Genomic DNA, 25,490 nt, shown 5'->3' with positions numbered 1-25,490 from the left:
GAGCGCACTTCGGTGCGCTTTTTTTTTGTGTCTATACCAACTTTGCAAAAATTATCACAAATTTAACGAAAACGCTACTGTAATTCTTTTTTATTTCATTTTGAATTCCCTAATTTTGTTAAATTATTAATTTATCAGATTTAATTCCCTTATTTATATCATGTCTAAAACAGCAATATTAGAATTTGATGGCAATAAATATGAGTTTCCGGTGATTGTCGGAAGCGAAAATGAAGCAGCTATCGATATCGACAAATTACGTGCTTTAACAGGCGCTATCACACTTGATCCGGGTTATAAAAATTCAGGTTCGTGTAAAAGTGAAATCACATTTTTGGATGGAGAAGAAGGAATACTGCGTTATCGTGGTTATGCCATCGAGGACCTAGCCGAAAAAGCTGGATTCTTGGAAGTTTCTTATCTGGTCATTTTCGGAGAGTTGCCAACTCAAGAGCAATTGGTACAATTTGAAAATGATATTCGAAAGTACACATTAGTAAATGAAGAAATGAAGAACATCATTGATGGTTTTCCTAAAACGGCTCATCCTATGGGCGTTTTATCTTCGCTTACCAGTGCTTTGACAGCTTTCAACCCGAAAGTGGTTAATGTGGAAAACGAAAAAGAAATGTATGAAGCCGTATGTAAAACCATGGGGAAATTCCTTGTTATTGCCACATGGACTTACCGAAAAATGATGGGCTTCCCATTGAATTACTACGACAATACTAAAGGTTATGTAGAGAACTTTTTGCACCTAATGTTTGAATTACCTACCGGTCCTTATAAAGTGAATCCGGTGGTAGTGGATGCTTTGGATAAATTATTCATCCTACATGCAGACCATGAACAAAACTGTTCTACATCAACAGTTAGAATTGTTGGTTCGTCACATGCCGGTTTATTCGCCTCTATATCTGCCGGAGTTTCCGCGCTATGGGGACCATTACATGGTGGAGCTAACCAGGCAGTTTTGGAAATGCTCGAAGCGATTCAGAAAGATGGTGGTGATGCAGAAAAGTATTTAGCTAAAGCAAAAGATAAAGATGATCCTTTCCGTTTAATGGGATTTGGGCACAGGGTTTACAAGAATTTTGATCCAAGAGCAAAAATCATAAAAAAAGCAGCTGATGAGGTTTTAAATACTTTGGGTGTGGATGATCCTATTTTAGATATTGCTAAAAAATTGGAAGCTTCCGCTTTAGTTGATGATTATTTTGTATCCCGAAAATTATATCCAAATGTAGATTTCTATTCCGGAATCATTTATCGCGCTTTGGGCATTCCAACAGAAATGTTCACCGTAATGTTTGCTATTGGACGCTTGCCGGGTTGGATTGCTCAGTGGAAAGAAATGCGTATTAATAAAGAACCGATTGGAAGACCAAGACAAATTTACACCGGATATCCTTTACGTGATTTTAAACCGATGAATCAGAGATAAATAATACTCCTTTATACAAAAAAAACTCCTTGCGAAAGCAGGGAGTTTTTTTTTGAATGTGATTTTGAAGAAAGAAGCAATGCAAGTTCGGTATCAGCTGCAACTTTTTTTAAATATTGATGTCATTCGGAAAGAAATAATAAGGAAAAGAATAATAGAAATTTATCGATAAAATTTGTTGGTTAATTTAAGATTAACGGTTTTTAAAGGGTAATCTTATTTAATTTATAATTTGTAAGATAAATTCTTTTATATGTATTAAAAAGATGTATTTCATCGATTTTATGTGTATTTTATAGATTATTTATAAAAAAGCAATTTATATTTGAACCATAAAATCAAAGCAAAATGAACTGTGTGTCGACCTACTGATTCGTTCGTTGAAATTTGATGTTAAACCAAATTTATTTGCCCCAAATTATATAAGTTATACTCCATCCTGAACTATAATAATTACCAAATGAGTTTTTAATTGATTTTTAACACTAAATCGTTCAGTTATGAAAATGAAAATTACTTTTTTCTTTACAACATGTCTACTCTTTGGAGCTATGTTTGTAAGCAATGCACAAGTCGCATGTACTTTTGTAGGAGATGGAGCCGGAGCTAGCAGTACGGGAAATTTTAATACGGGTTTTGGGGTGAATGCCTTACTTCAGAATACAGCATTCAGCAACAATGCTTTTGGAATGAACGCTTTAAAATCAGCTACAGGAAGTTTTAACTGTGCTTTTGGAAATGATGCAATGATATCCAATACCTCAGGATCATTGAATAGTGCTTTTGGTACAAGAGCATTATCAGGAAACAGAACTGGTGAACGAAATATTGCTTTTGGACACAGAGCTTTGGAAGCCAATGTAGATGGAAGCCTTAATACCTCAATAGGTTATGCCTCTTTGTTGTCTACAATCGGAAGCGGAAATGTTGCTTTGGGCTATTTTACTCCAAGAAATCTTTTATCAGGGGATTTTAATACCTTTTTAGGGACAGAAACTGCAGTAAACTTATTAAATGGTAGTTACAATGTTTTTTTAGGAAGAGTAATGGTGTCTCCTAATCCATCAGCCGCTGCAGTAGCAGGAAACGATACCAATGGAACCATGATTTTTGCTGACGGTAGAGGAAATCAAAAAATGCTAATCAGTGAGAGCGGGAATGTTGGAATCGGACTCGGAAATAATATCATACCGGCAAACAAAATGGATATCGGCGGAGGAATTGTGATTGGCAGAAATTACGCTTCCAGACCTTATCCTATTCCTACACTTGGGGCTACTGCTCCTTTAAACGGTATGTTAGTTGAAGGAAATGTGGGTATTGGAAATACAAATCCAAAAAACAAATTGGAAATTACACAAGGAACAAACGGAAACTCCGGGCTTCGTTTTACAAATTTGACCAGCGAGTATGTGCCAACCAATACACAAACAGCGACCAAATTCTTGACAGTAAATGGTGCCGGTGATGTGGTGTTACAAAATGTAGTAAACGGTTACCCACAAGTACTTACCCAATCAGGAAATACTATCACACTTTCTGAAGGAGGAGGTTCTTTTACTCTGCCTACTACCACTCCTCAAACCCTTTCCCAATCAGGAAATACCATAACTTTGTCTAACGGAGGAGGGTCGTTTACTTTACCTACTTTTACCGATACTGATTCACAATCTTTAGCTTTAAACGGAAATATACTTTCTATTTCCAATGGGAATAGTGTAACACTTCCCAACGTAATGCCGCAAACTATTTCTCAGTCGGGGAATGTTATTACCTTATCAAATGGGGGAGGTTCTATTACCCTGCCAACGGTAACAACAACAGATACCGATCAACAAACTTTATCACTGACAGGAAACGTTTTGAGTATATCTAACGGGAACAGTATTGTATTACCTGCACACGGACCTCAAACCGTAACGCAAAACGGAGCCATTGTGACTCTGTCTAACGGAGGTGGATCTTTTACCATACCAAATACTGTTGTGACTGCCGGAAACAATGTTACTGTGACCGGGACCGGTGATGCCGCCACTCCTTATGTAGTTTCTGCTACGGATACCAGTCTTTATGCCAATAACGGAACCATTAACTCCGCTACAACTACCAGTGGAAACAGAGTGGTAACGATGAATAATAATAATCTTTGGTTTAAATCAGCAGCCACTGATACCAATGGAAAATTGTATATCGGAACAACGGCGACTTATCCAACAACTACAGGAAATTATAAATTATTTGTAGAAGGCGGCATTATGACTGAAAAAGTAAAAGTGGCTTTGCGCAGTACTGCAAACTGGGCGGATTATGTATTTGATGAAAACTACAAATTGATGCCATTGAAAGAAGTTGCACAATATGTAGAAGTTAACAAGCATTTGCCAGGTATTGACTCTGCTGAACAATTAGCCGAAAAAGGACTGGATGTTGCAGAAATGCAGTCAAAACATATGGAGAAAATAGAAGAATTGACACTTTATATTATTGATCAGGATAAAAAAATAGAAGCACAAAACAAAGCTATCGAAAACAATAATAAAGAAATTGAAGAATTAAAAGCGCAAGTAAAAGCACTAATCGAAAAAACGAAATAAGATGAACAAGGTATTTAAAATAGCGTTCTTTTGCTTGCTGTGCCTTAGTTCTACCAAAATTTCGGCTCAATACAATGAGTATATAAAATCTGAAGAAGATAGAATAACCGCTACACAGCAAACAGAAATAGAAATTCAGAACTTCATTCGCGATAATTTTAATAAATACAAATTGTCACAGGAAGTGAATGAAAAAATATTGAATCACCTTAGAAGTGAGGATGAATTTACTGATGCTGAATTGGAAATAGCAAAATCAGAAGCTAAAAAATATGAGTTGAGAAAACTCTTCTTTGTCGAAAATCCGATTAAAAAGCAAGAGTATATCGCTCGTCAACTGCCTCAGGCGTTATCACAACAGTGTGTGAACGGTGATTTTGAAAGTGGAATTGCAGGATATACTTTTTGGTCAGATGCACATCCGCAGCCAGCCTCTGGAACTGACTTTTTCTTGTCTTGTGCAACTCCCACCGCACTCACTGCTACCAATGTGATTGCACCGGCTACCAATAATTTCAATGCTACAATTACTCGAATAGACAGTAGCAGTCCGGGTTACCAACAATTTGATCCGGTATTGGCCAGCTTTGGAGTAAATATGCCCACGTTACCATCAAACGGTGGAACCAAATGTATCAAACTAAACAATACGGCCGGCCTCGGTTCTTCAGACTTGAGTACAGTTTCCCGTTATTTTCCGAGTATTAATCAGCCTACTATTGATTTCAATTTTTCACTGATTATGGATAATAAACCCGCACATGGTCAGGATATTCAGCCTTATTTCAGAGTGAGAGTATTGAACCAAAATGGGAATGTGGTAGATGAGATTTGTATCATAGCGGATCCTGATAATTGTTTGTTTAACAGAATTAACGTGGCAGCCGACAGAAGGATACTTTACACCGGATGGGTATGTGCTCGCTTGAATGTGGAAGATATTATGAATCAACCCGGAACGATTGAATTCAGTGTGAGTGATTGTCAGCCATCCAAACACTTCGGAACTGTTTACATTGATAATATTTGCGGAACAACCTGTGCTTCTCCTCAATTGGGCGCAGTGAGTATGGCACCAACAAATTTAACTTGTCCTGATGTTAGTAACAATGCGCCTTTTCAGGTATGTGGTACATATACGGCACCGGTTAATGCTTCATTAAATAATATAACACTGGATATAACCCAAAACGGCGTAGTTATTGGAACTATTGCAGCTCCGACACAAATTACTGCAACGACATTCTGTTTTACTGTTTATCCTAGTATTTTTGGAGTTACTCCTACAGGTAATTTTGAGTTTGATCTTCATGCCACTTTTAATGTCAATTGCCCTGCCGGTAACTTTGTCTACGATATCTACGACCATTCGGCCAATGCAGGACCCGATGTGACTTTTGATAATTGCTGTGAAGCCACTTTAACACTGACAGCACCGTTTGACAATACCAATAATTTGGCTCCGGTCATTAATCGTAAAAAAGAACGGTCTAATTGGATTAAAGCTGCCAACATCATATCAGTGGGAGACAATACACAAGCCAACGGGGTGGTTTATCATGCCACTAATTATGTAGAGTTGAATCCTGGTTTTGAAGCCATACAAGGAGCTCAGTTTATCGCTTATCCTGAAGGCTGTACCAGTAACTTTGTGTACAAAAATCAAACAGCAGCAGATGCAGATTCTGACGGCAAAACAAAACATGATCTTGTTGAAGATACAGATGTGAATCTGGAAAGAATAGTCAATACTTTTGCAATTATTCCTAATCCGTCAAGTAGCGCTGTAGAAATTTCTATGAAGCAGGCGATGTTTAATAAAATCAGTATTTCTACCATTGATGGGAAAGTAGTGTATGAACGAACTTTAGAGCCTACTGACAGAGCCAAAGTGGACGTAAGCGGTTATGCAAACGGAATCTATATCATCAATGTGACTTCGGAAGACGGACTATTACTCACCGAAAAACTCATTAAAAATTAAATTAACCTTATTCATTAATACTTATAAACAAAGCTTCTCCTAATCGGGAAGCTTTTTTATATTTGCCTAAAGCCAAAAGCTATTTTATGCTACAATTAAATGTTAAAAACGAAACCTCAAGACTAAGGGCCGTGGTGCTCGGTTCGGCCGTAAATAATGGTCCTACACCTACTGCAGCTGAAGCTTATGATCCTAAATCATTAGAACACATATTAGCAGGGACTTATCCTGCGGAAGCAGATATGGTTAATGAAATGGAGGCCTTTAATAAGGTCTTTCAAAAATATGATGTGAAAGTCTTCCGCCCGGAAATGATTGAAAATTACAATCAAATTTTTACCCGGGATATTGGTTTTGTAATTGATGATATGTTTATCAAAGCTAATATTTTGCCCGACAGAGAACGGGAATTGGATGCGATTCAATACGTGCTGGATCAAATTGACCCGAATAAAATAGTACGTCCTCCAGAAGAAGTCCACATTGAAGGAGGCGACGTGATGCTTTGGAATGACTATATTTTTATTGGCACCTACAAGGGTTCTGATTATAAAGACTATATCACAGCCCGAACCAATATGGAAGGGGTAAATTATATCAAAGCATTATTTCCACATAAAAAAGTGAAAGAATTTGATTTGGTAAAATCAAAATTAGAAGCTCGTGATAACGCCTTGCACCTGGATTGTTGTTTTCAACCGGTGGGTAAAAACAAAGGTATTATCTACAAAAGCGGTTTTCGGGAAGAATCGGATTATGTTTTTTTAGTCAAATTGTTTGGCAAGGAAAACCTGTTCCACATTACTCGTGATGAAATGTATAATATGAACTCGAATGTGTTTTCTATAGATGAAAATGTCGTGGTTTCCGAAAAGAACTTTACAAGATTGAACAACTGGCTGCGAGACAATGGGTTTACCGTTGAAGAAATCCCGTATGCCGAAATAGCTAAGCAGGAAGGGTTGTTGCGATGCTCAACTTTACCATTAATAAGAGATTAAAATGAAACAAACTACCAATTCCATATTGATGATTCGCCCGGTGGCGTTTCGTATGAACGAGCAAACAGCCGTAAATAATTATTATCAAAAAGTACTTGACGGACTTTCGCCGGAAACAGTTAATGCCAAAGCTCAGGCCGAGTTTGATGCTTTTGTAAACAAGCTACGAAAAGTAGGTGTGAATGTAGTAGTGGTAGAAGATACTTTAGAACCCAATACTCCCGACAGTATTTTTCCAAACAACTGGATTTCGTTTCATGAAAATGGTGATGTAGTATTGTATCCTATGTTTGCCGAAAACCGAAGAGCCGAAAGAAGAGAAGATATTCTTGATATCTTAGAAGATGACGGATTTGAAATTAATGAAATCATGGACTATACTCTGGCGGAAGAAGATAATGTTTTCTTAGAAGGCACGGGAAGTTTGTTGTTGGACAGAGAAAACGGAAAGGCTTATTGCGCGCTTTCGCCCAGAGCCGATGAGGAGCTAATGATAGAATTTTGTGAAGACTTCGAATTCACACCTGTAATTTTTGAAGCCTATCAAACTGTAAACGGTGAGCGCAAACTCATTTATCATACCAATGTAATGATGACCTTGGGGGATACTTTTGCCGTGATTTGTGCCGATTGTATTGATGATAAAAAAGAGCGTAAAATGGTACTCGACAGCCTTCGGGGTGATGATAAAGAAATCATTCTGATTACTGAGGAACAGGTAAATAATTTTGCTGGGAACATGCTTGAAGTCAAAGGCAAAAACGATGAGCGTTTTTTAGTAATGAGCGAGTCAGCTTATAAAAGCCTGACAAAAAAACAAATTGCTCAATTGGAAGCGCATGTCGAAATCATTCATTCCAGTTTGGATACGATTGAGGCTTGCGGTGGCGGAAGTGCCCGTTGTATGATGGCCGAAATTTTCCTCCCGAAATCGTAATCGTTTCAGATAAACATCAAAATAAAATCCCAAACTCTGTATTGAATTTGGGATTTTGTATTTAAAATGAGATGGGATTATATTCCTCTGACAATAGCTAAAACGGAACTGATAATGTACTGAATTCCTATGGCAATGGTAAGGAAGCCTACGATTCTGGAAATAGCTACAATTCCCGAGGCTCCCAGGTATTTGGCCAAGTAGTGAGCACTTCTCAAAATAATATAAATCATTACACTTACGGTCAAAATCGCTATGCTGGAAAAAATAATTTCATTGGGCGAATTGTGTTCCTGATAAAATGCAATCAGCAACGAAATTGAACCCGGTCCTGCCAACATCGGCATGGCTAGTGGTGTGAGAGCAATAGCATTGCGACTTTGGATGTCTTCTTCCACTTTTTTGTTGATTCCCCTGTTTTTGCTGAATTTTCCGTTTAATAAAGAAAATCCGGAACTGGCAATAATTATTCCCCCGGCAATTCTAAGTGCTGTTATGGTAATTCCGAAAAAGGATAATACATATTGCCCAACAAAAAAGGAAATGATTAAAATAATAAAAACATTAACGGCGGTCCACAACGAAACTTTGGAACGCTCTTTCTGGTCGTAATCCTGAGTCAGACCCACAAAAATAGGTACTGTCCCAATAGGGTTCAATACTGAAAACAGTGCGGCAAATAAGAAAATAAAAAGCTCCATAGTTTTTTTGGCAAAGATAAATTCTGATGTTAAGTTTATCTATTAAATAGAAGTTAAATATACTTCCTGAAATATAAAGTTAGCATTATCTTTGACACAAGAAACGGAAATCATGAAAAATAAGAAAACGCTGGTGCTTGGCGCCACAGTAAAACCTGAAAAATATGCCAACTTGGCCATTAACCGATTGGTGGAAAAAGGCCATACAGTTCTTGCTATTGGACAAAATACAGGGGAGGTTGCCGGCGTTAAGATTCATACTAAAACTATCCCGCTGAAAAACATCGATACCGTGACTTTGTACTTAAATCCGTTGCGTCAACGCGATTATTACAACTACATCATTGAAACCAAACCTAAGCGTGTTATCTTCAATCCCGGCACTGAGAATCCCGAGTTTTACCAATTGTTGCAAGGAAACGGGATTAAAGTTGAAGTAGCTTGTACATTGGTTTTGTTAGCTACAAATCAATATTAATAGCGCGTGTTTTCAGTCGCCGGTTTGCTGATTAAAAGCAATCCGACGAAAGTAATCAAACCGTTTACAATGATTAATTCTTCGGCAAATTCGTATTTGTCGAAAATTTCTTTCGAATAAAAGCTCAATAAAAAAGTCAATGTTGGTGCTATGATGCAAACTAAGGGAACTAAGTACTCGTTTACGGTTTTGGTTTTTACAAATAATCCAAAAGTGTACAATCCCAAAAGCGGCCCATAGGTTAATGCCGCAATTTTGAATATTAGACTCACCACCGAAGCGTCATTAAAAAAGTTAATCAGAAGAATTACAATGAACATTAAGAATGAAAATCCGATATGCACCAAATGACGTGTTCTGACAATGTTGGGCTTGTTTTGATTTTCGGCTTTGTCCATTCCCAAAAAATCAACACAAAAAGAAGTTGTCAAGGCAGTTAAAGCCGAATCGGTTGTGGCAAATGTTGCTGCGGTCAGCCCCAATAAAAATATTACAGCCGGAATAATGGTCAAATGATTGAATGCAATTTCCGGAAATAATAAATCGGTTCGTGCCACACCATCCACCATAGGTACAGCAATCCCATTTTTCTCGGCATACATATACAGTAGAGCACCAACACTTAGGAAAAAGATGTTGATGACGACAAAAATCCCGGTAAACGTGAACATGTTTTTTTGTGCTTCGCCAATGGTTGCGCAGCTTAAGTTCTTTTGCATCAAATCCTGATCCAGTCCAACCATTGCAATAGTAACAAACATTCCGCCAAGGATTTGTTTGACAAAATGGGTGCTTTTCAACCAATCTTCAAAAAAGAAAATTTTGGAGTAATTACTGTTTTTAACTGCTTCAAATGCCTGTCCAAATGAAAAATTCATGCTGTCACAAATAAAATAGATTGTCAGGAATACTGATGAAACCAGAAAAAATGTTTGTAAGGTATCGGTAATGATGATTGTTTTTAATCCGCCACGGTACGTGTAGGCAAAAATCAACCCCAAGGAAATAAATACGGTAGCATAAAACGGCACTCCGAACGCATCAAAAAGATACCGTTGCAAAACTAAAACCACCAAATATAAGCGGGCAGCTGAACCAATCGTTCGGCTGATTAAGAAAATAAAAGCAGCCGTTTTATAGGACACATTTCCAAGCCTCTGTTCAATGTAACCGTAAATAGAGGTGAGGTTCATTCGATAATATAGCGGAAGCAAAACTTTAGCTATCAGTAAAAAACCAAGCGCATTTCCCAGTACAAACTGAAAATATTTGAATTGGATGTCAGGGGAACCAACTTGTCCCGGCACCGAGATAAAAGTGACCCCGGAGAGCGCTGTTCCAATCATACCGAAAGCGACCAAATACCATTTGGAGTTTTTATTGGCTTTGAAAAAAGTATCATTGTCAGAACTTTTTTTACTGACCAGATTGGAAATCAAAATCAATAAACCAAAATAAAGAATGATGATAATGAGAATAGTAATCGGAGACATAAGCTTAGTTTTACAGTTAGCCAAAATACATAAATTATTTTCAAATTGTATCATTTTCAAATTTTCAAAATGACTACTTTTGTCACATGGAATTTTCATCAAAATTGCTCGAAAATGCAGTCAATGAAATGGCGCAATTACCCGGAATAGGGAAGCGGACGGCCTTGCGGTTAGTGCTGCATTTACTGAAACAACCCGAGGATCAAACCCGTTTTTTGGCCGAAGCTTTGACTACAATGCGAGAAGAAATTAAGTTTTGTACTTCTTGTCACAATATTTCCGATGTCGCAATCTGTGAAATTTGCAACAATCCAAGCAGAAATCACAAAATTATCTGCGTGGTAGAAGATGTTCGCGATGTGATGGCTATTGAAAACACCAATCAGTTCAAAGGCATTTATCATGTTTTGGGGGGTAAAATTTCTCCCATTGACGGTATAGGGCCAAGTCAGTTGAATATCAGCTCGTTGGTGGAAAAAGTAAAACTGGGCGAAACAGAAGAGTTGATTTTTGCTTTGAGCTCAACGATGGAGGGGGATACCACCAATTTTTATATCTTCAAACAAATCAAGGATTTTGAAGTTAAAACGTCTACAATTGCCCGCGGAATTGCCGTTGGTGATGAATTGGAATACGCTGATGAAGTGACTTTGGGACGCAGTATTTTGAACAGGGTTCCTTTTGAGAATTCATTGAAAAATACTTAACAAAATAATACATCACTACATTTTTGTAATTAGAATTGAAAAACTATCTTTGTTTGCTAATTTTTTTAAAGAAATAATGAACAATACCAGATTATATTTATTTATTCTGTTGAGTATTTTAACTGCTTCCTGTGTTCCAACCAAAGATTTGATTTATCTGCAAAATAAGAACGATGCCTCTGCTGTTTCAGTAACACCATCCAATAATAAACCATATCGTCTTCAAACGAATGATGTTGTATCGATTACGATCAAAGCACTTGAGCCCAAATTGGTTGAGATTTTTAATAATTCCAATACAGGAAACGCCAACATTGCCTCAGATCAAGGAATGTATTTTACAGGGTATTCAGTAGATGACCACGGCAACATCAGATTGCCAATGCTGGGTGAAATAAATGTACTGGGTTTTACTACTGATGAAGTTCGTATTAAAATAGAAAATCAACTGAAAGAGCAGTATTTTAAAGAGCAGGCAGGTGTTTTTGTAACGGTTAAACTGTCCGGATTTCGATATACTGTAAACGGCGAAGTGGGAAGTACCGGAACCAAAGTCCTATATCAGGATAAGGTCAATATCATGGAGGCTATTGCCAATGCGGGAGACATTAGTGTTACCGGTGACAGAAAAGATGTAAAAGTAATCCGAAGATATCCTCAAGGAAGTGAGACGTTCAGTATAGATTTGACTACGAATAAAGCCATGGAATCTCCGTGTTATTATCTTCAGCCTAATGATTACATCTATGTAAAACCGTTGAAACAAAAAACGTGGGGCACCGGAAAAACCGGTATAGAATCTTTGACAACAGTCATTACGGCATTATCATTGGCTACCACCATCTATTTATTACTTAAGAATTAATACGCACTTTCATGCTCGACATAAAGGATTTTACTTTTTTTGATGACAAAAACAGTTTTGATTTTAAGGGTTTTCTAATCAAGACAACCAGTTATTGGAAATGGTTTGTGATAGGTCTGATAATTGCTTTTTCTATTGCGCACCAAGTTAATGTGAGAAAGCAAAAAATTTACGGAATTGAAACCACTATTGCAGTAAAAGAAGAGAACAACCCTTTTTTCACGGCCAATACGAGTTTGGTTTTCAATTGGGGAGGGACCTCAGACAAAGTTCAGATGATTTCCACTACTCTGAAATCAAGATCCCATAACGAACAAGTGGTTGATCAATTACAGTTTTACATTGACTACCTCAAACAAACAAAATATTTCCTTCAGGATGTTTACGGACAAGTACCTTTCAAAATTGTTTTGGACAAAGGACAAAATCAGTTGTTTATGCAGCTGATTACCGTTAAAATGATTTCAAAGGATACTTATGAGATTAGAATACCATTTCAAAATACAACTCAAAATGTAATCAACTATAACAATAATTTGATTACTCCTCTAACAGTTGAAAATAAAGAAGTTGTTAAGCGTTACCGAATAGGACAAGATGTAAATCTTCCGTATCTGCATTGGCGATTGGAGTATGCAAATATGTCAATGTTACACCCCGGAGAAGAGATATTGGTTCGTTTCAATTCCTTTGATGATACAGTGGGAAGATGCCAAGGGATTAAAGTATCAATTGATGAAAAAGCCGGCTCTATTCTGAAATTAGGAATGGAAGGAACCAACAAGAACCGCATGGTAGATTATCTCAATGCCACGGTAGATTGTTTGATTAAAAAACAGTTGGATAACAAAAATAAATTTGCTGACAATACCATCAATTTTATCGATAAGACCCTTATTGAAATGGAAGGGCAATTAAAAAATTCGGGCGATGATTTAAAAGATTTCAGCAAAAACAACAGCATCCTTGACTTGGAAGATAAAGGTGCCAGTTTTAAACAACAATTGCTTGATTTTGATGCCCGAAAAGATGAAGTTGAGCGCAAAATAGAATATCTTAATACACTGAAAAATTACCTTAAAAACAGTGTGGATTTTTCAAAACTGCCTGCGCCTACGGTGGCCGGTATCGAAGAACCTAATATTATTTCCAATGTATCAAAATTAATAGCACTCTCTATCGAAAGATCAGAATTGTTGTATTCTGCCAAAGGGCCTGTTTTTTATGAAAGAGTAGACAATGAAATAGCATCTGTTAAACGGGTTTTATTAGAAAATGCCGGTGCATTGAGAGGGGTCTTACAGTTTGACTTAAATAATGTCAATGCCAGATTAAGCGCCATAGAAAACGAAATCAAAAAAATGCCGGAAACTAGTCAGGCTTATTTGAATATTTCAAGAAAGTATGACTTGAGCAGCAGTATTTACAATACTTATTTGCAAAAAAGAAGTGAGGCTTCAATTGTAAAAGCAGCGAATCTTTCGGATATACAATTTATTGATCCGGCCAAAGATGTCGGTGGTGGGTTGTTAGGACCAAAAACCAGTGTTAATTATGTCTTGGCTTTCTTTGTTGGGATTTTGATACCTTTAATTCTGGTGTTCTTGATATTCTTTATCAATAATACCATTCAGAACATTGCCGATATATCGAGTTTGACCCAATTACCCTTATTAGGGATTGTGGGAGTGAAACATTCTGATTCCAATTTGTCGGTATTGGAAAGACCAAAATCTGCTTTGTCCGAATCCTTCAGAGCTATTCGTTCCTCACTTCAGTTTATATATAAAAAGCAAAGTATAGGAGGATCTAAAACCCTGATGTTAACTTCTTCTGTCAGTGGAGAGGGAAAAACATTCTGTTCCATTAATGTCGCTACCGTATTTGCTTTAAGCGAAAAGAAGACCATCATACTTGGACTTGATTTGAGAAAACCAAAAATCTTTGATGATTTCAATATTAAGAATGACACCGGGGTTGTTAATTATCTGATTGGACAGAAAACGTTGGATGAAGTTATTCAGAAAACGCACGTACCTTACTTGGATGTCATTACTTCAGGTCCTATTCCTCCCAATCCTTCGGAGTTGATTTTAGGCGAAAGTATGAAAGAAATGATGACAGAACTCAAGAGTCGATATGATTATATCATCTTGGATACACCACCTGTAGGATTGGTTTCTGATGCTTTGGAATTGGCTCAATTCAGTGATGTAACCCTGTATATTGTTCGTCAGAATTTCACCAAAAAGGAAATGCTGACCTTATTAAACAACAGAGTTAAAAGAGGCGAGTTAAATAATGTCAGCATTGTCTTTAATGGTTATGAAAATAAAGCCAAATACGGAGTAGGCTATGGCTATGGTTATGGCTATGGTTACAGTTACGGTTATGGAAACGGAAGCGGATACCATGAGGAAGAAGAGCCAAGAGGATTCTTCCCGAAACTTTATTACAGCTTGTTCAAAAGAAAGTCCCAAGAATGATAACTACTAATACATCCATACTAATTACAGGAGGTGCAGGTTTTATCGGTTCCAATCTTTGCGATTACTTTTTGGCAAAAAACTATAAAGTAACTTGTCTGGATAATTTTGCAACCGGACACCAACACAATATCGAACCGTTTTTGTCGCACCCGAATTTTAAATTAATCGAAGGTGATATACGAAATTCCGAGACTTGTGCCAATGCTGTTCAAGGTGTGGATTATGTTTTGCATCAGGCAGCTTTGGGCTCGGTTCCCCGTTCTATAAATGACCCATTAACAACCAATGAAGTTAATATTACGGGTTTTTTAAATATGCTGATAGCTTCCCGCGATGCTGGTGTAAAGCGGTTTGTTTATGCTGCCAGCTCATCAACTTATGGGGATTCAGAAAGTTTGCCCAAAGTGGAAGAAGTTATCGGAAAACCGCTTTCACCTTACGCGATTACTAAATATGTAAACGAATTATATGCCGATATTTTTGCAAGGACTTACGGATTGGAAACAATAGGTCTGCGCTATTTTAATGTTTTCGGCAGACGACAGGATCCTAATGGCGCTTATGCTGCTGTTATTCCGAAATTTGTAATGCAATTCATGAAGCACGAAAGTCCGGTAATCAATGGTGACGGAAACTTTTCCCGTGATTTCACTTATATTGACAATGTGATTCAAATGAATGAATTGGCCATACTTACTGAAAATCCGGAAGCTGTGAATACAGTTTATAATACTGCTTTTGGTGACAGAACTACACTAAACCAAATGGTTCATAGTCTTAAAGAATATCTTTCTGAATTTGATGCGACTATTGCAGCGGTGCCGGTTTTATATGGACCTAATCGTGCCGGAGACATTCCACACTCTTTGGCCAGTATTGAAAAAGCTAAAAAATTACTTAATTATACTCCCAAATATTCGTTTCAAAACGGCTTGAAAGAAGCAGTGAAATGGTATTGGGAAAATCTGAAATAAAGAATAAAATGAAGATTACAAATATTTGTTGTATTGGAGCGGGTTATGTTGGAGGTCCTACTATGGCGGTTATTGCTGAAAAATGCCCACATATTAAAGTTACCGTAGTTGATTTAAATGAAAAAAGAATTGCTGCTTGGAATGACAAGGATATCAATAATATTCCAATTTACGAGCCGGGTTTACACGAAATCGTTGCCAATGCCAGAGGAAGAAATTTATTTTTTTCAACCGATGTAGACAAAGCTATTGACGAAGCGGAGTTAATTTTTATTTCTGTAAATACACCTACCAAAACTTACGGAACAGGAAAAGGAATGGCAGCCGATTTAAAATATATCGAACTTTGCGCTCGCCAGATTGCCCGAGTAGCCAAATCGGATAAAATAATTGTAGAGAAGTCAACGCTGCCGGTAAGAACTGCAGAAGCCATAAAATCCATTTTGGATAATACCGGTAACGGAGCGCAATTCCAAATTTTGTCCAACCCTGAATTTTTAGCCGAAGGAACTGCAGTGCCTGATTTGTTAATGCCCGACAGAGTATTAATTGGAGGAGAGACATCTGTTAACGGTCAAAAAGCAATTGATGCACTTGTCGACGTTTATGCTAATTGGGTTCCAAGAGAACGCATTCTGAAAACCAACGTTTGGTCTTCTGAATTATCAAAATTAACTGCAAATGCTTTCCTCGCACAAAGAGTTTCCTCTATAAATGCTATTTCTGAATTATGTGAAAAAACGGAGGCCAACGTAAATGAAGTCGCCAAAGCAATAGGAATGGACAGTCGAATTGGGCCTAAGTTTTTAAAGGCCTCAGTAGGTTTCGGTGGTTCTTGTTTCCAAAAGGATATTCTGAATTTGGTGTATATTTCTAAAGCTTTTGGGTTAAATGAAGTTGCGGATTATTGGGAGCAGGTGATTATCATGAATGACCATCAAAAGAGACGTTTTTCAAAGAACATAGTGCAGACACTTTACAATACCGTTTCCGGTAAAAAGATTGCTTTTCTGGGATGGGCCTTTAAAAAAGACACCAATGATACTCGAGAATCGGCAGCCATTTATGTAGCCGATGATTTGATTAATGAGCAAGCCAATATTGCCATTTATGATCCCAAAGTGTCTCATCAGCAAATATTGTCTGATTTAGATTATCTCGAAACCAGAGCTTCTTCAGAAAATGATAAATATACTACCGCTTTCGAAAATCCTTATGATGCATGTAAAAACGCACATGCTATAGCTATTTTGACAGAATGGGATGAGTTTAAAGAGTACGATTGGCAAAGAATTTATGACAGTATGCTCAAGCCTGCTTTTGTTTTTGACGGACGAAACTTATTAGATGCCGGAAAGATGAAAGAAATCGGGTTTGTCTACCAATCAATCGGTTCAAAATAAATTATATTCGCAAAACTTAGGTTTTAGATTTTTCTAGAAAAATATGGGTACAAAAATCGCAATAATAGGACTTGGATATGTCGGTTTGCCTTTGGCAAGGTTGTTTGCTACGAAATATCCGGTCGTAGGATTTGACATCAATCAAAACAGAATTGACGAATTGAATTCGGGCAATGATGTTACATTGGAAATAAGCGAAGAATCACTGAAAGCCGTTTTAGTAACTTCCTCCACCGCTGAAAAAGGACTTTTTTGCAGCAGTAATCTGGAGGATATAAAAGATTGCAATTATTACATTGTGACTGTACCCACACCTGTGGATAAAAATAATCGTCCCGATTTAACTCCTCTATACAAATCCAGTGAAACGGTTGGAAAGGTTTTAAAAAGAGGCGATATCGTAATTTATGAATCTACGGTTTATCCCGGAGTTACAGAAGAAGAATGCATTCCTGTCTTAGAAAAAACAAGCGGATTGAAATTCAATATCGATTTCTTTGCAGGCTATTCTCCGGAACGCATCAATCCTGGGGATAAAGAGCATACAGTGGAAAAAATTCTGAAAGTGACTTCAGGTTCCACTCCGGAAATTGCCCAAAAAGTAAACGAGTTATACAAATCAGTCATCACGGCCGGAACGCATTTGGCTCCGTCTATCAAGGTAGCTGAGGCTGCCAAAGTAATCGAAAATTCGCAACGTGATATCAATATTGCATTCGTGAATGAGTTGGCCAAAATTTTCAATTTATTGGAAATCGATACGCATTCGGTATTAGAAGCAGCCGGAACCAAATGGAACTTCTTGCCTTTTAAACCAGGCTTGGTTGGTGGCCATTGTATAGGAGTAGATCCTTACTACTTGGCGCAAAAAGCTCAGGAAAAAGGCTATCATCCCGAAATTATTTTGGCAGGAAGAAGATTAAATGACAGCATGGGCGAATACGTTGCCTCGCAAGTAGTGAAACTGATGATAAAAAAAGGGGTTACAATCAATGGAGCCAATTTGTTGATGTTAGGGCTGACTTTTAAAGAAAATTGTCCCGATGTCAGAAATACTAAAATCGTTGATGTCGTAACTGCTTTAACCGATTACGGTATACAAGTGACTATTTATGATCCATGGGCCAAACCGGAAGAAGTTTGGCATGAATATAAATTGAAGACCACAAACTCATTGCCAACAGATACTTTTGATGCTTTGGTATTAGGCGTGGCACATCAAGAATTTGAAACTATTGACTACACTAAGTTGAGAAAAACCAACAGCGTATTATTTGATGTTAAAGGAATTTTAAAAGAACAAGCAGACGGAAAATTATAATGAAAAAAATACTGATAACAGGCGGAGCAGGATTTATTGGGTCACATGTTGTGAGACGATTTGTGACAAATTATCCATCCTATCAAATTTTTAATTTGGATGCGTTAACCTATGCCGGTAACCTTGAAAATATCGCAGATATTGAAAGTTTACCCAATTACAGTTTTGTAAAAGGGGATATTACGGATGCTGATTTTATTAATGATTTATTTCAAAAACACAGTTTTGATGGGGTATTGCACTTGGCTGCAGAGTCGCACGTTGACCGTTCTATAACCGACCCGCTGGCGTTTGTAAAAACCAATGTTATCGGGACGATGAATTTGTTGAATGCAGCTAAAACCAGTTGGAAAGACAATTTTGAAGGAAAACGTTTTTATCATATTTCTACTGATGAAGTTTACGGAAGTTTAGGAGCAACCGGTCTTTTTACGGAAACAACTCCTTATGATCCGAATTCTCCTTATTCCGCTTCTAAAGCGAGTTCAGACCATTTTGTCCGAGCCTATGGAGAAACGTATGGTTTACCCTATGTGATTACAAATTGTTCTAATAATTACGGCCCGAATCATTTTCCCGAAAAGTTGATTCCGTTGTTTATAAATAATATCATTCATAACAAACCATTACCGGTTTATGGTGATGGAAAATATACCCGCGATTGGTTGTATGTTATTGATCACGCTATTGCTATTGATTTGGTTTTTCATAAAGGAGAAAACCATGAGACCTATAATATTGGCGGTTTTAATGAATGGCAAAATATTGATTTAGTGAAATTGCTTTGTCAAAAAATGGACGAAAAATTAGGTCGTGCCCAAGGCGAATCAGAAAAATTGATTGCATATGTCAAAGACCGACCAGGACACGATTTACGCTATGCTATTGATGCTTCTAAAATAAACAAAACATTAGGATGGAAACCTTCTGTTACTTTTGAACAAGGATTGGAAAAAACAATAGATTGGTATTTGTCAAATGAAGCGTGGTTGAAAAATGTGACTTCAGGAGAGTATCAAAAATACTATGAGAAACAATATCATTAGAAACAAATAAAAATGTTACACGAAAAACACATCAAACTTTGGATTGATACTGCCATTGAAGCCGCAATTGAGGCAGGCGCTGTTATCATGAAAATTTACAAAAATGAAATTGAGGTGGTTTTCAAAGCAGATGAATCTCCGCTAACTCTTGCAGACCAAAAGGCCAATGCTTGTATAGAAAGTAAACTAAAGCCTTTAGGAATTCCTATTATTAGTGAAGAAACCAAGCAACTTCCCTTCGACGAACGTAAGAACTGGTCAAGCTGTTGGATTGTAGATCCATTAGACGGAACCAAGGAGTTCATAAAAAAAAATGATGAATTTACAGTAAACATTGCCTTGGTCGAAAATGGGAAGCCTAAATTCGGAGTGATTTATGCCCCGGCATTAGGGGAGTTATACTATGGTCTGGTTGATGACAGAGAGGCATACAAAGCTAAGGTAACTGAAGGAACAACAGTATCAGATATTATACAAAGCAGTCAAAAAATTGGTCCCAAAAAAGATGCAACTACAATTCGTGTTGTGGGAAGTCGTTCGCACATGAATGAGGAGACGACCGATTTTATTGAACAATTAGAGCAAAACTCAGGCAAAAAAGTTAGCTTGATATCGAAAGGAAGTTCCCTGAAATTGTGCTTGGTAGCTGAAGGTGCTGCAGATGTTTACCCGAGATTTGCACCTACCATGGAATGGGATATAGCAGCGGGACACGCCATCTGTAATGCTGTCGGGTTACGGGTTGTACAACAAAATTCAACACAGGAATTGCAATACAACAAAGAAAATTTATTAAACCCTTATTTTTCAATAGCAAATGATTGATAAATCACATAAGCGCCATGTTGCCAAAGCCATTACCTGGCGTATAGTGGGAACGATAGATACTATGCTCTTGGCGTGGTTTATCTCAGGAAATCCCATGATTGGTTTTAAAATCGGGATGACAGAATTTGCCACCAAATTCATTTTGTATTACATACATGAAAGAGTTTGGTTTAAAATTAATCTCTCTAAAGATGGTGTTTTGCGCGAAAGTAAAAAACGTCATATCGCCAAAACTGTGACTTGGCGTTTAGTTGGGTCAATGGATACGATGATGGTAGCCTGGTTCATATCCGGTAATCCTTTTATTGGATTAAAAGTGGGTTTGGCGGAAGTATCGACTAAAATGATTTTGTACTATATGCACGAACGTGTTTGGTATCGCAGTAAGTTTGGTTTACCTCAAAAAGAGAATGTGACTGTTGTTGATACTGCTGAGTTAATTGTGGAAGAAATACCGATTGAAAATGAGCACTAACATTACACAACAAAACTATTCTGTTACCCGGGAACTAAGAAACAAATTAAACCAACATTCATCAATGGTATTATGGTTTACAGGACTTTCAGGTTCGGGGAAATCAACCATAGCCGAAGCCGTAGAGCAGGCACTTTTTGAAATGAAATTCAGAACCTATACCTTGGATGGGGATAATTTAAGAGGAGGTATTAACTCCGGATTGGGTTTTACAGAATCAGATCGCAATGAAAATTTGAGACGCACTGCCGAGATTGCCAAACTTTTTGTCGATGCCGGTATGATAACGGTGGCGGCATTTGTTTCTCCTTTGGAAAAAGACAGAAAAATGGTGAAAGAAATTATAGGCGAAAATGATTTTGTTGAAATTTTTGTAGACACTACTTTGGAAGAATGTGAGCGACGAGATGTCAAAGGGTTGTATCAAAAGGCGCGTCAAGGGCTGATACCTAACTTCACAGGTATAGATTCTCCTTACGAAAGTCCTAAACATCCTGACATTTGGATTAAAACTGATAATGAAAGCATAACAGTAGCCGTGGAAAAAGTTATTACTTTTGTCACGCAAAAAATAGAAACCTTTAGAAATGAGTAAATTTTATTTAAACTATTTAGATGAATTAGAGTCGGAAGCCATATTTATTCTTCGTGAAGTATGGGCACAATTCCAAAATCCGGTAATTCTTTTCTCAGGAGGGAAAGACTCAATTGTAGTGGCTCATTTGGCTAAAAAAGCATTTTTTCCATCAAAAATACCATTTGCTTTAATGCATATTGATACCGGACATAATTTCCCGGAAACAATCCAATTTCGAGATGATTTAATCAAAGAATTGGGAGCAACGTTACTGGTGGGATCGGTACAGGAATCCATTAATACCGGCAGAGTTTTGGAAGAAAGAGGCAAAAATGCCAATAGGAATGCTTTGCAAACGACTACACTTTTAGATGCCATTGCACATCACAAGATTGATTGTGCCATTGGTGGAGGTCGTCGTGACGAAGAAAAAGCCAGAGCTAAAGAACGTTTCTTTTCGCATCGTGATGATTTTGGTCAATGGGATCCTAAAAATCAGCGACCGGAATTATGGAATTTATTGAACGGTAAATATTTTGAAGGAGAGCATTTCAGAGCTTTCCCTATAAGCAACTGGACAGAGATGGACGTATGGAATTACATCAAAAGAGAAAACATTGCTATTCCTTCTTTATATTTTGCACATGAAAGAGAAGTTTTGTGGAGAAACAATTCCTGGATTCCGAAATCAGACTATTTAATACTTGATGGAACAGAAGAAATTCTGACCAAAAAGATTCGATTCAGAACCTTGGGAGATATTACGATTACGGGCGGAATAGAATCCGATGCTGACACGTTGGAGAAAATTGTGGCTGAAGTAGCCTCGCTGCGTCATACTGAAAGAGGGAACAGAGCCGATGACAAACGCTCGGAATCAGCAATGGAAGACCGAAAACGTGAAGGATATTTTTAAGATTTTACCATTAATTAGCAAGCACCAGCATTATGATTATAGATAACAACCAATTATTGCGCTTTACCACAGCCGGAAGTGTTGATGACGGAAAAAGCACCTTGATAGGCCGATTATTATACGATTCGAAATCGATTTTTGAAGATCAATTGGAAGCGATTGAAACCACCAGTAAGCGAAAAGGACATGCCGGAGTAGACTTGGCCTTATTCACTGACGGATTGAGAGATGAGCGGGAGCAGGGAATTACGATTGATGTAGCCTATCGTTATTTCACTACGCCAAAGCGGAAGTTCATCATCGCGGATACTCCCGGACACATTCAGTACACACGAAACATGGTTACGGGAGCTTCAACAGCTAATGCTGCCATTGTGTTGATAGATGCCCGTCACGGAGTAATAGAACAAACCAAAAGACATGCATTTATTGCTTCATTATTACAAATTCCGCACATTATTGTTTGTGTCAATAAAATGGATTTGGTAAATTACTCTGAAACAGTCTTCAATGATATTGTCAATCAGTTTGAGGAGTTTTCATCCAAGTTAAATATTAAAGATATTCGTTTTATTCCCATTAGTGCTTTGGATGGAGACAACGTGGTAAACCGTTCCGAAAATATGGATTGGTATCAGGATTCTCCCTTGTTGCACTTGCTGGAAACCTTACACATCAGCAGCGACATTAACAAAATTGATGCTCGTTTCCCGGTGCAAACGGTGTTGCGTCCGCAAAGTGAAGGCTTTATCGATTACCGCGGATATGCCGGTAGAATTGCGGGGGGGATTTATCGTGTAGGGGATTCGGTTACGGTGTTGCCATCCGGATTTGTGTCCAAAATCAAATCCATCAATGCGGGAGAGAAAGAGATAGAAGAAGCCTTTGCTCCCATGTCGGTTTCAATGACCTTAGAAGATGACATTGATGTGGGTCGTGGGGATATGATTGTAAAGACCAACAACCAACCCGAAATGCAGCAGGAATTTGACGTGATGATTTGTTGGTTCAACAACGGAGCCGCACGTCCCAATGCCAAGTATACCATCATGCATACCAGCAACGAACAAAAGGCCATCATCAAAAATGTGGTCTATAAAATTGACATTAATTCCTACCAACGCATAGAGGCGGATAAAGAATTAAAAATGAACGACATTGCCCGGGTAACTGTTCGCTGTACACAACGTTTAATGTTGGATTCCTACCGAGAAAACAGAATCACGGGAAGCATTATTCTTATAGATGATGCTACGAATGAAACGGTAGCTGCCGGTATGATTGTTTAGGCACAAAATTTTGAAAAAACCAATTAAAAATTATACATAATGAATGGTATTTGGTACTCATTTTCTAAGATTATTATAATTTTTACCAGGATTTTTCTTTTGATGTGGACTTCAAGACATTTATCTCCCCATGATTTTGGTGTCTTTCATGTCTTCAATATACTGATTACACTTTTTATGGAAATCCCCAACACAGGTTTGGGGGCAAGCCTTATTAAGCAAAAGAATGTCAATCAGAATCACATCAATACGGCTTTTTTCTCCTATATGGTTTTTGCCTTGGTTTTTTCAGGGATTCTCTGGTTTGGGAATGGTTTGGTGGCTAACTTTTTCAGTATACCCGAGTTGAGCAATATATTGCAATCTATTTTTTGGTTGCCGTTGTTCATTGCCCTCTCTGCCATTTCACGAAACATTCTGCTAAAGGATTTGGAAGTTAAAAAAATCAGCCTGATTGAGCTTTTTAGCTTTACCTGTATTTACATACCCGGGGTGTTCATTGTTTACCATTATACCCATAATTACTATGCACTGATTTACCCTTTAGTAGCCCAAGTACTTGTAGAATCTACAATTTTTTATCTGGTTAAAACACAAAAATATTTCTTCCGGTTTGACAAAGCAGCCTGGAATGACCTGATACATTTTGGAGGTTGGAATACGGCCAGCCGTGTGGTAGGTATGCTTGGTAACCAATCAGACGGTATTATTATTGGTAGGGTTTTAGGTTCTTATTCTTTAGGAATTTACAATCGTTCGTATAGCATTATGAGTACAATGCAGAACCTGTATGCTCAATATCTGGATAACATTATTTTTGCCGATTTTGCCAAAATGGATGAAGATAAGAAACTGCACCTCAAAAAACTACTTCGAGTAGAATATCTGCTCAATCTGCTCATTTTTCCTGCTTTGTTGATAGTATTAACATCGTCATCTGAAATCGTTTCGATATTACTTGGGAATAAATGGCAACAGGCCGAAGGGCTTTTAAAAGTCCTTACCTTAGGATTGCTTTTTAGGATAAATTATAAGATTACACTACAATATTTGAGGTCACAAGGTTTTATCAAAAATACATTTTATTATTCCTCCTTATACTTGGTGGTAACCGTTTGCCTGATGTATTCATTGTCTTATTTTGGGTTAATCGGCGTAACAGTAGGTTATTCCCTTGGTTTAATATTTCAGTACTTTCAATTGCATTTTAAAGTAAGCAAAGAAATTCCCGGATATACCTGGATTGAATTTCTGAAAGTGAATAAAATTTTGCTGTTAAAATTTGTCTTGCTGTTAATTATTCTTAGCTTGCTTAACTTAATTTTAATTGGAAAAATCAATATTTTTATTACCATAGCCATAAAAGCATTGATAATTGGTTCCTTTTTTATTAAACAAATTTATCATGAAATTAATTCACTTCTTAAAGCAAAAAAATAAAGGCTTAAAGAAAAAATGGAAGTTGGCACGAAACTCCTATTTTGTATTGAGAAAATTAGGTTCTGCCGGAAAAGGTTGTGAAATCAAAGGAAAAATCTATATCTCAAAAAAGGAAAACTTGTTTCTTGGCAGAAATGTTCACATAGGAGACAATGCATACTTCAAAACTGAAGGCGAAATCCACATCGGGGACAATTGCCATTTTAGCCGTAATATAACCATTTACTCGGTCAATCATAATTATGAAGGGAAAGCTTTGCCATATGATAACACCACTATCAAGAAGAAAGTCATCATTGGCAAAAACGTTTGGCTTGGTATGAATGTAAATATTGTTCCGGGTGTTGAAATTGGTGACGGAGTCATTATTGGCATGGGGTCAACCGTAACTAAGAACGTGCCCGAACTAGCCATTGTTGGAGGTAATCCGGCTAGGATTATTAAATACCGTAATAAAGAACATTACGATACTTTAGAGAATAATAAACAATATGGCGGAAGTGGCGGGAAGCCTTTAACAGAATAACA

At 37.4% G+C, this 25,490-nt stretch carries 22 protein-coding genes; 20 read left to right on the top strand and 2 right to left on the bottom strand.

What is annotated here, in order from left to right:
- Positions 1 to 160: 160 nt before the first annotated feature.
- The 5 genes from ACSVH6_RS09890 (at position 161) to ctlX (ending at position 7,960) form a co-directional block, all read left to right on the top strand.
- Positions 161 to 1,444: a citrate synthase gene (locus ACSVH6_RS09890; RefSeq protein ID WP_438077989.1), complete on the top strand. Its 1,284-nt coding sequence runs from the start codon at positions 161 to 163 to the stop codon at positions 1,442 to 1,444.
- 500 nt (positions 1,445 to 1,944) lie between these two features.
- Entirely contained in the window at positions 1,945 to 4,038 is a 2,094-nt protein-coding gene (locus tag ACSVH6_RS09885; protein WP_438077987.1) for a hypothetical protein, read from the top strand.
- Between the two features lies 1 nt (position 4,039).
- Positions 4,040 to 6,022 (top strand): 3-coathanger stack domain-containing protein, encoded by a 1,983-nt coding sequence (locus ACSVH6_RS09880; protein WP_438077985.1) that lies wholly within the window; start codon positions 4,040 to 4,042, stop codon positions 6,020 to 6,022.
- A gap of 86 nt (positions 6,023 to 6,108) precedes the next feature.
- Positions 6,109 to 7,023, top strand: a complete 915-nt coding sequence (locus ACSVH6_RS09875) for a dimethylarginine dimethylaminohydrolase family protein (protein WP_438077983.1) — start codon at positions 6,109 to 6,111, stop codon at positions 7,021 to 7,023.
- Position 7,024: 1 nt separating this feature from the next.
- The gene (gene ctlX / locus ACSVH6_RS09870; RefSeq protein ID WP_438077981.1) at positions 7,025 to 7,960 is read left to right on the top strand and encodes a citrulline utilization hydrolase CtlX; all 936 of its coding nucleotides are present in this window, start codon (positions 7,025 to 7,027) and stop codon (positions 7,958 to 7,960) included.
- Positions 7,961 to 8,037: 77 nt separating this feature from the next.
- Here ctlX and ACSVH6_RS09865 read toward each other — a convergent pair whose 3' ends face one another.
- Positions 8,038 to 8,661 (bottom strand): MarC family NAAT transporter, encoded by a 624-nt coding sequence (locus ACSVH6_RS09865; RefSeq protein ID WP_438077979.1) that lies wholly within the window; start codon positions 8,659 to 8,661, stop codon positions 8,038 to 8,040.
- Positions 8,662 to 8,773: 112 nt separating this feature from the next.
- On the opposite strand from ACSVH6_RS09865, the gene ACSVH6_RS09860 reads away from it, so the two are divergent.
- Positions 8,774 to 9,139, top strand: coding sequence for a CoA-binding protein (locus ACSVH6_RS09860; RefSeq protein ID WP_438077977.1), 366 nt, complete (start codon positions 8,774 to 8,776; stop codon positions 9,137 to 9,139).
- Here the strand turns inward: ACSVH6_RS09860 and ACSVH6_RS09855 are convergent.
- Positions 9,136 to 10,632: a sodium:solute symporter gene (locus ACSVH6_RS09855; RefSeq protein ID WP_438077975.1), complete on the bottom strand. Its 1,497-nt coding sequence runs from the start codon at positions 10,630 to 10,632 to the stop codon at positions 9,136 to 9,138. The two genes, ACSVH6_RS09860 and ACSVH6_RS09855, sit on opposite strands and share 4 nt — an antisense overlap.
- Positions 10,633 to 10,718: 86 nt before the next feature.
- On the opposite strand from ACSVH6_RS09855, the gene recR reads away from it, so the two are divergent.
- The 14 genes from recR (at position 10,719) to ACSVH6_RS09785 (ending at position 25,488) form a co-directional block, all read left to right on the top strand.
- Positions 10,719 to 11,339 carry a recombination mediator RecR gene (gene recR / locus ACSVH6_RS09850; protein WP_438077973.1) on the top strand — a complete coding sequence of 207 codons (621 nt, stop codon included), beginning with the start codon at positions 10,719 to 10,721 and terminating at the stop codon, positions 11,337 to 11,339.
- Between the two features lie 76 nt (positions 11,340 to 11,415).
- The gene (locus ACSVH6_RS09845) at positions 11,416 to 12,204 is read left to right on the top strand and encodes a polysaccharide biosynthesis/export family protein (RefSeq protein WP_438077971.1); all 789 of its coding nucleotides are present in this window, start codon (positions 11,416 to 11,418) and stop codon (positions 12,202 to 12,204) included.
- A gap of 11 nt (positions 12,205 to 12,215) precedes the next feature.
- A complete protein-coding gene (locus tag ACSVH6_RS09840) occupies positions 12,216 to 14,690 on the top strand; it encodes a polysaccharide biosynthesis tyrosine autokinase (protein ID WP_438077969.1) in 2,475 nt (824 codons plus the stop codon).
- Positions 14,687 to 15,667 carry an SDR family oxidoreductase gene (locus tag ACSVH6_RS09835; RefSeq protein ID WP_438077967.1) on the top strand — a complete coding sequence of 327 codons (981 nt, stop codon included), beginning with the start codon at positions 14,687 to 14,689 and terminating at the stop codon, positions 15,665 to 15,667. Before ACSVH6_RS09840 ends, ACSVH6_RS09835 begins: the two co-directional genes overlap by 4 nt.
- A gap of 8 nt (positions 15,668 to 15,675) precedes the next feature.
- Positions 15,676 to 17,070: a UDP-glucose 6-dehydrogenase gene (locus tag ACSVH6_RS09830; RefSeq protein WP_438077965.1), complete on the top strand. Its 1,395-nt coding sequence runs from the start codon at positions 15,676 to 15,678 to the stop codon at positions 17,068 to 17,070.
- Positions 17,071 to 17,113: 43 nt separating this feature from the next.
- Positions 17,114 to 18,391: a nucleotide sugar dehydrogenase gene (locus ACSVH6_RS09825; protein WP_438077963.1), complete on the top strand. Its 1,278-nt coding sequence runs from the start codon at positions 17,114 to 17,116 to the stop codon at positions 18,389 to 18,391.
- Entirely contained in the window at positions 18,391 to 19,437 is a 1,047-nt protein-coding gene (gene rfbB, locus ACSVH6_RS09820) for a dTDP-glucose 4,6-dehydratase (protein WP_438077961.1), read from the top strand. Before ACSVH6_RS09825 ends, rfbB begins: the two co-directional genes overlap by 1 nt.
- 12 nt (positions 19,438 to 19,449) lie before the next feature.
- The gene (gene cysQ / locus ACSVH6_RS09815) at positions 19,450 to 20,262 is read left to right on the top strand and encodes a 3'(2'),5'-bisphosphate nucleotidase CysQ (protein ID WP_438077959.1); all 813 of its coding nucleotides are present in this window, start codon (positions 19,450 to 19,452) and stop codon (positions 20,260 to 20,262) included.
- The gene (locus ACSVH6_RS09810) at positions 20,255 to 20,740 is read left to right on the top strand and encodes a DUF2061 domain-containing protein (RefSeq protein WP_438077957.1); all 486 of its coding nucleotides are present in this window, start codon (positions 20,255 to 20,257) and stop codon (positions 20,738 to 20,740) included. Before cysQ ends, ACSVH6_RS09810 begins: the two co-directional genes overlap by 8 nt.
- Complete coding sequence (gene cysC, locus ACSVH6_RS09805; protein ID WP_438077955.1) at positions 20,730 to 21,335, top strand: adenylyl-sulfate kinase; 606 nt, start codon at positions 20,730 to 20,732, stop codon at positions 21,333 to 21,335. Before ACSVH6_RS09810 ends, cysC begins: the two co-directional genes overlap by 11 nt.
- Positions 21,328 to 22,233 carry a sulfate adenylyltransferase subunit CysD gene (cysD, locus tag ACSVH6_RS09800; protein ID WP_438077953.1) on the top strand — a complete coding sequence of 302 codons (906 nt, stop codon included), beginning with the start codon at positions 21,328 to 21,330 and terminating at the stop codon, positions 22,231 to 22,233. Before cysC ends, cysD begins: the two co-directional genes overlap by 8 nt.
- Positions 22,234 to 22,265: 32 nt before the next feature.
- On the top strand, positions 22,266 to 23,522 hold the full coding sequence (locus ACSVH6_RS09795; protein WP_438077951.1) for a sulfate adenylyltransferase subunit 1: 1,257 nt from the start codon (positions 22,266 to 22,268) through the stop codon (positions 23,520 to 23,522).
- Between the two features lie 39 nt (positions 23,523 to 23,561).
- Positions 23,562 to 24,962 carry an oligosaccharide flippase family protein gene (locus tag ACSVH6_RS09790; RefSeq protein ID WP_438077949.1) on the top strand — a complete coding sequence of 467 codons (1,401 nt, stop codon included), beginning with the start codon at positions 23,562 to 23,564 and terminating at the stop codon, positions 24,960 to 24,962.
- Positions 24,928 to 25,488, top strand: a complete 561-nt coding sequence (locus tag ACSVH6_RS09785; protein ID WP_438077947.1) for an acyltransferase — start codon at positions 24,928 to 24,930, stop codon at positions 25,486 to 25,488. The genes ACSVH6_RS09790 and ACSVH6_RS09785 overlap by 35 nt, the downstream gene beginning before the upstream one ends.
- The last annotated feature ends 2 nt before the right edge of the window (positions 25,489 to 25,490 follow it).

Origin of the sequence: Flavobacterium sp. XGLA_31, assembly GCF_051547105.1 — a bacterium.
Lineage (GTDB): Bacteria > Bacteroidota > Bacteroidia > Flavobacteriales > Flavobacteriaceae > Flavobacterium.
Note: the sequence above shows the minus strand (reverse complement) of the source record. Positions and strands in the feature narration are given on the sequence as shown.